Origin of the sequence: Clostridium tarantellae, from assembly GCF_009295725.1 — a bacterium.
Taxonomy (GTDB): Bacteria; Bacillota; Clostridia; order Clostridiales; family Clostridiaceae; genus Sarcina; species Sarcina tarantellae.
On the sequence record NZ_WHJC01000191.1, the window covers coordinates 1 to 6,508 of the forward strand.

The window sequence follows — 6,508 nt, forward strand, 5'->3', positions numbered from 1 at the left end:
GATGAAATACCAAATAATTTTGAAATTTTATCTAGCACTATAAATGATGAAAAATCTAATCCAATAGTAACAAATAATAAAGTTCAATGGAAAGTTGATGAAATACCTTCTAAAGGAATAAATATAAAATATACTATAAAACCTAAAGAAGGATTTACTCCAAAAGAAAATGTATTTGAAAATATTAATGGAAAATTAGTGTGTGAGGAAGTAACTTACGGAGAAAATAAGCAAGTTAATAAAAAAATAGTTAAATTTGAAAATTGCTTGGTAAATAATTCTGAAAAAGTACCTAAAAAAGTAATTCAAAATGAAAATAATAATAAAGTTGAAGTGCAAAAGGAAGAAACAAATTTAATGGTACAACAGCCTAAAGAATCTAAACAATTAGGTATTGTAACTTTACAAAATCAAGTTGAAAGCTCAAACCCATATATATACACTTATTATATGTTTTCTTATGAAATAAAGGGAAAAACTGATATTTGTAAAAATTTTGGTGGGGTATTTAAAGATGGTAATTCAGTTTATACAACAAAGTTACCTTTAGGAGAATATTCTTTAATATTATCTAAACCAATTAAGTATGATTTTGTTGAAATAGAATTAAATGGAAAAAAAGTTAGTGCACAGCAACTAAAAGATGGTAGATTAAATATTAATTTAACTGAGGCTAATCCAACTATAAATATAAAAGTAAAAACTAAAGAATATAATAAACCATATTTTTCAAATTCAGATTATATAGGTACAAATGTATTTCCAGATCCAAATAGTTAAAGAACGAGGTAACATATGAAAAAAGCTTTAAAAGTAGGATATAGATTATTAAATATAGCAGTATACATAATAGTATTTATGATAATTATTGCAACGGTTCCAAGATTGTTTGGTATAAAAACTTATACCGTATTAAGTGGTAGTATGACTCCCACCATACCAATAGGAAGTATAATTTATGACAAAAAAATTGATTTTAATGATATAAATGTTGGTGATGTAATTACTTTTAAAGCTGGAGATTCAGAAGATGGAATAGTTACACATAGAGTGGTGGCTAAGGATGAAAATAGTAAAAGTTTCACTACCAAAGGTGATGCAAATGCATCAGAAGATCAAGGACAGGTAAAATATGAAGATGTAATTGGTAAGTATAATTTTCATATACCTTTTATAGGAAGATTTTTAATGACTTTAAAAGAAAGTAAAGCTTATATATTTATAGCTTTATTTATAATAATTTCAATATTTATATAAATTTTATTATATTGAAAATTAATTTTTAAATATGGATTTAATTAAGTAAACTTTAGAAAAAACTATCATAATAGATGCAATAAACAGGAGGGAAAACATAATGAACAGAAGTAAAATAACAGAATTTTTAATGGGAAAAAAAGTTAAGACTACTATAGCAGCATTAGCTTTAACTGCAGTAACAGTAGGAGGAACCTTTGCTTGGTTTACATATGATAAACAATTTCATAATAAATTTAATACAGCAAATTTTGAGGCTGTAGCAAATGAAAGTTTTATACCGCCACAAACTTGGACACCAGGAACAACTACTACAAAAAGTGCTCATGTTACGAATACAGGTAATATACCAATGTATGTAAGAGTAAAAGCTATTCCTAAATGGATTCCAGGAAAGGATTCTCCTGTAATAGATTTATCTAATACTATTGATGTAAATGGTAAAAATGAGGATGTAGCTATTTTAAATCTTCATGATGCTAATCAATGGTATTATAATGAAACTGATGGATATTACTACTATAAAGGAATTGTACAAGCACCACCAAATGAAAATAATACAGTAACTTTCTTAGATAGTGTTACATTTAATAAAAATGCAGGTAAAGAGTATAATCAAGTTACTTTTAACTTAGATTTAGATTTCCAAACTGTTCAAGCACCAGTAGTGGAAAAAGGACAAACAACAGTAGATGAAAAAGAATATCAAGCACAAGCAGCTGCATCTCTTTGGGATGTTGATATGAATAAAATTATTGAAAGTCAAGCAACATCAGGTCCTACTATTAAACCAACAACTACAACACCGGATACTACTCCATCAACACCAGCTACTAACACAACACCAGCTAATAAATAGTGAACTATATGACAAAAAGATAAGGGAGATATATCTATGAAAAATATTATAAGAAAAATATCTATTACCTTATCCTTGGTTATTGTATTATTAAATTTAAGTTGTATTGCTTATGGTAAAACTAATGAGGCTACATTAGTTTTTTCAAAAAACAATGGTGATTTAATTCTTGTTCCAAATGAAGAATTTTTTATGAATGAAGAGAATATGGTTCCAGGTGCTAAGTATCATTATGATTTATTTATAGAAAATAAAAATTCAGAAACATATAAACTTTATTTTAAGGTTAGAGCTAAAAATAAATCTGAAGATGCAAAAGAATTGTTAAATAACATCAATATGAAAGTAACATATGACGATGGAACAATATATCAAGGACAAGCTAATGGTAAAATGGTAGATAAGGATAATAGCTTGGAAAAGTATTTTTCTTTAGGCACATATACTCCAAAGAGAAAAACTAAGATACATATAGATTTAGAAGTTTCAAATAAATTAACAAAAAATCTTGCTAATGTAACATCTTATGTAGATTGGGATTTTCATGCGGAACGTGCAATAGATAATAATACTGGTAATAATGATAATAGTACAACAGATACTAGTTCTAGTAATAATGGAGATAAAAATATTAATGATACTCCTAAAACAGGTGATGATTTAAGTCTAATATATGTATCAGTAGGATTATTAATTAGTATTTTTTTAATAGCTATATTAAATAGAAAAAAAATAGCTAAAAGATAATTTGGAAAATAAAAAGGATTTTTCATTATTTTATGAAAAATCCTTTTTAAGTTTAAAAAAGTAGTTTTTAGATAAAGGAGGAGTTGGTTGTAATAAATATATAAAGAATTAAATTAGAAAAAATTAGTATATTTATTAGTAATCATTAAAAATGAAAAAAATATTGAAATTTGGAGTTAATATAATTTTAATAATAGCTATAATTTTTTTTGTAATACAAATATATAATAAGTTAAATGCTTATAAGCAAGGGCAAAATATTTATAAAAGGATTAAATGGGAAAGTAATTCAAATAAAAATTTGAAAGAAATTAATAGTAATTTTAAATTTTGGATAAGTATAGAAAATACTAATATAAATTATCCAGTTGTTCAAACAGATAATAATAAATATTATTTGAATCATGATTTTTATAATGAAGTATGCAAATTAGGATGTGTTTTTATAGATTATAATAATAATGTTGATACTGATAAAAATATAGTTATTTATGGTCATAATATGTTAGATGGTTCTATGTTTAGTGCTTTAGAAAAATTTAAAGATAAGAATTTTTTTGAAAAAAATAATAAAATATACATTGAAAAAGAAGGAGATAAATATGAATATGAAGTTTTTGCAGTTAATGTATTGCCAGCAGAAAATAATGATATAAAAATAAGTTTTAAGAATGAAAATGATTTTAAAGAATATATTAGTGCGACTTGTTGCTAGATAAAGGTAAGCGTGGGTTTACTACAAAACTAGCCTAATTACAAAAGTAATTAGAACTGTTATTACAATAGGTAGAATGATAGGGTAACGCCTTGAAATGCCTTCCCAAAGGATACGAATAGCATTTTATTAAGTAAATAAGAAAATGTTATAAGCTCGTTAAATGGCTTGAGAGTACACCGTAAGTAGGAAAATGCCCTACACGAAATGCGAACTAGAGGTAGTCGAGTGTATGATAGAGCTAGGGTCTATAAAATATCTATGGTTAGGATGTTCAAAAGGAACTGACGAAATCGGGAATGTACAGGTCTAAAATTCTAATATTCAGAAATGGATATAACACATATTAGTGTAGTAAGTGTGGGTGAGTAAGATTTTATATTATGAAAATCCATATAATGTTACAGGCATTATTGAGCTTACAGGCTTATACCGATGACCTAAGGATATATGAAAAGATAGTAATAACGGAACAAGGAAAGCTTGGAATACAGAGGTTTTACTACCAGTGAAGTAGTGATAAGGAAAACGTAAGTATAACTTATCTTAATCCAAGTGAGAGTGGTGGCATGAAGCTATAATGAATATTGTAATGATATTCTAGCAATAGCCACTAGACAACTTGTTAAATAAATTTAAATACTGGATAATTCAGGGTTCGAGTAAGACTAAAAGATGTGAAAGTTTTTCTAAAAAAAAAAATTATTAGCAGACCTGAAGGAAAGCTTCAAATATGAAGTAAGTAGTATATTCAGAGATTTAATTGAAAAGAACAAGTGGTTGGAACGCCGTATGAGTTGGAAACACTCACGTACGGTGTGGAGTGGGGGAAAACTTGGAGATAATATCAAAGAGTTACCTATCACTATAGGATATAAAATATGAAGAAACTATAGGTATTGTTAAAGTTAATAGTACATTAAATGTTAGAAATGAACCTAGTGCATCAGCAGAAAAAATTGGTGAATTAAAAAATGATGAAAAAGTGAAAATTTTAGATGAAGAAAAAGGATTTTATAAATTTAAATTTAAAGATGGAATTGGATATGCATCTTCAAAATATATTAAAATTATAAAAGGAGAAATTGGTTTAGATGAAGATGATAAAATACAAAATGACCATGTAAAATATGTTAGCACTAATTACTATTCATCTTTACAAGAATATATTAGATTACAAATGGATGCAAATCCAACACGTTATACTTATGAAGAATTTGAACAATATATTAATCCACAATATTCAAATAATCAATTTCAATTTTTAAGATTAGATAAATTTAGAACTGTAGATTTACAAGGAACAGACCATATATTAAAAGGTAAAGGAATATTAAATGGACAAGCATCAGGATTTATTAATGCTGCTAAAAAATATAATATAGATCCATTATTTTTAGTATGTCAAAGTTTACATGAAACAGGTAATGGTACAAGTAAATTAGCTAAAGGAGTAATTATTAAAGAAATTGCAGATGAAAATAAACCTAAATATAATTCCTCAGGTGATTTAATAGGATATGAAATGATACCATTAAAAAAACCAGTAACTGTATATAACCTTTTTGGAATAGGTGCTAAAGATAATTTACCTAATTTTCCTAATAGAGCATTGATTTTAGGAACAACATATGCTTATAAAAAAGGTTGGACCAATGTACCTAATGCTATAGAAGGTGCTGCTGAATTTTTAGCAAAAAATTATGTCCATAGTAGTAAATATAATCAAAATACTCTTTATAAAATGAGATATAATCAAGATACTGTTTATATGTGGCATCAATATGCTACTACTCCTTGGTATGCAGAAAGTATTGGAACTATGATGAAGCAATATAGATATATTTATACAGGAGGAGAGTTTTTATTTGATACTCCAGTATTTATAGACTATAAATTAAAATCTTTTTTAAAATTGCCACAACAAATAGATAAAAATAAATTATCTTCAAATGAAGTTCATGTTTCTGTTGATGAAAAAAATAAGTAATATAAAGTGTTATTATAAAAAATGCATTATATTAAGAAACTTTCTTAATATAATGCATTTAATTTTAATTAATATATTTAAATTTAAAGTTTACTAAACATAGCTTTTAATATGGATGTTGAATTTTCAACAGCTATAGGTTTGAATTTTTCATAATCCATATGAGCGCCATTATTTGCATTATCTGATATAGAACGAATAATTACAAATGGTATATTATTTATATGACACACTTGAGCTATAGCAGCACTTTCCATTTCTACAGCTGAAGCATTAAAGTAATCCTCTAACCATTTAATTTTTTCTTTATCAGCTACAAATTGATCACCTGAAACTATCCTTCCAGTAAATGTATTAATATTAGAAACTTCTTTAGAAGCTTCTTCTGCTAATTTTACTAATTTATTATCTGCTTTAAAATCATATGTATCCATTCTTGAAATTTGTCCAATTTTATCTCCAAAAACTGAAGTATCAAAATCATGTTGAACATAAGTATCTCCAATGACAACATCACCAGGATAAATATCTTTTCCAACACCACCAGCAACTCCTAAATTAATTATGGAAGTAACATTAAATTTGGTAGCTAAAGTTTGAGTACAAGCACCAGCATTAACTTTGCCTACTCCAGAAACAACAGAAACTACATCTTTTCCCCAAAGTTTACCTTTATAAAAAATCATTCCACTAATAGTTTCTTTTGAAACATCCTTCATATCTTTTAATAAAACTTCTAATTCTTCATCCATAGCAGCTATGACACCAATTTTTTCTGTAGAAGCCTCTATTTTATTGCATCCTAAAAATACTGAACTAATAATTAATAATGAAATAAATAGTGTTATTTGTTTTTTAAATAAAGTCATTAAAATCCTCCTCAAAATATCTTAAACTATCGAACTATTAATTAAACATTATAAATATAATTCGTAAAGAC

The 6,508-nt window shown here is 26.1% G+C and carries 7 protein-coding genes; 6 read left to right on the top strand and 1 reads right to left on the bottom strand.

Translation table 11 applies throughout. From position 1 onward, the window contains the following. The 6 genes from GBZ86_RS17200 to GBZ86_RS11125 form a co-directional block, all read left to right on the top strand. The coding region (locus tag GBZ86_RS17200) for a hypothetical protein (RefSeq protein WP_170272222.1) at window positions 1-780 on the top strand (780 nt) is incomplete at its 5' end. Window positions 781-795: 15 nt separating this feature from the next. Continuing rightward, window positions 796-1,257: a signal peptidase I gene (locus GBZ86_RS11105; RefSeq protein ID WP_152890665.1), complete on the top strand. Its 462-nt coding sequence runs from the start codon at window positions 796-798 to the stop codon at window positions 1,255-1,257. A 100-nt stretch (window positions 1,258-1,357) separates the two neighbouring features. Next, complete coding sequence (locus GBZ86_RS11110; protein ID WP_152890666.1) at window positions 1,358-2,116, top strand: BsaA family SipW-dependent biofilm matrix protein; 759 nt, start codon at window positions 1,358-1,360, stop codon at window positions 2,114-2,116. Between the two features lie 36 nt (window positions 2,117-2,152). Further along, on the top strand, window positions 2,153-2,863 hold the full coding sequence (locus GBZ86_RS11115; RefSeq protein WP_152890669.1) for an LPXTG cell wall anchor domain-containing protein: 711 nt from the start codon (window positions 2,153-2,155) through the stop codon (window positions 2,861-2,863). A gap of 151 nt (window positions 2,864-3,014) precedes the next feature. Beyond that, on the top strand, window positions 3,015-3,578 hold the full coding sequence (gene srtB / locus GBZ86_RS11120; RefSeq protein WP_152890671.1) for a class B sortase: 564 nt from the start codon (window positions 3,015-3,017) through the stop codon (window positions 3,576-3,578). An 898-nt stretch (window positions 3,579-4,476) separates the two neighbouring features. Further along, on the top strand, window positions 4,477-5,568 hold the full coding sequence (locus GBZ86_RS11125) for a glucosaminidase domain-containing protein (RefSeq protein WP_327445012.1): 1,092 nt from the start codon (window positions 4,477-4,479) through the stop codon (window positions 5,566-5,568). An 83-nt stretch (window positions 5,569-5,651) separates the two neighbouring features. Here GBZ86_RS11125 and GBZ86_RS11130 read toward each other — a convergent pair whose 3' ends face one another. After that, the gene (locus GBZ86_RS11130; RefSeq protein ID WP_152890675.1) at window positions 5,652-6,437 is read right to left on the bottom strand and encodes a 5'-methylthioadenosine/adenosylhomocysteine nucleosidase; all 786 of its coding nucleotides are present in this window, start codon (window positions 6,435-6,437) and stop codon (window positions 5,652-5,654) included. Between the last annotated feature and the right edge of the window lie 71 nt (window positions 6,438-6,508).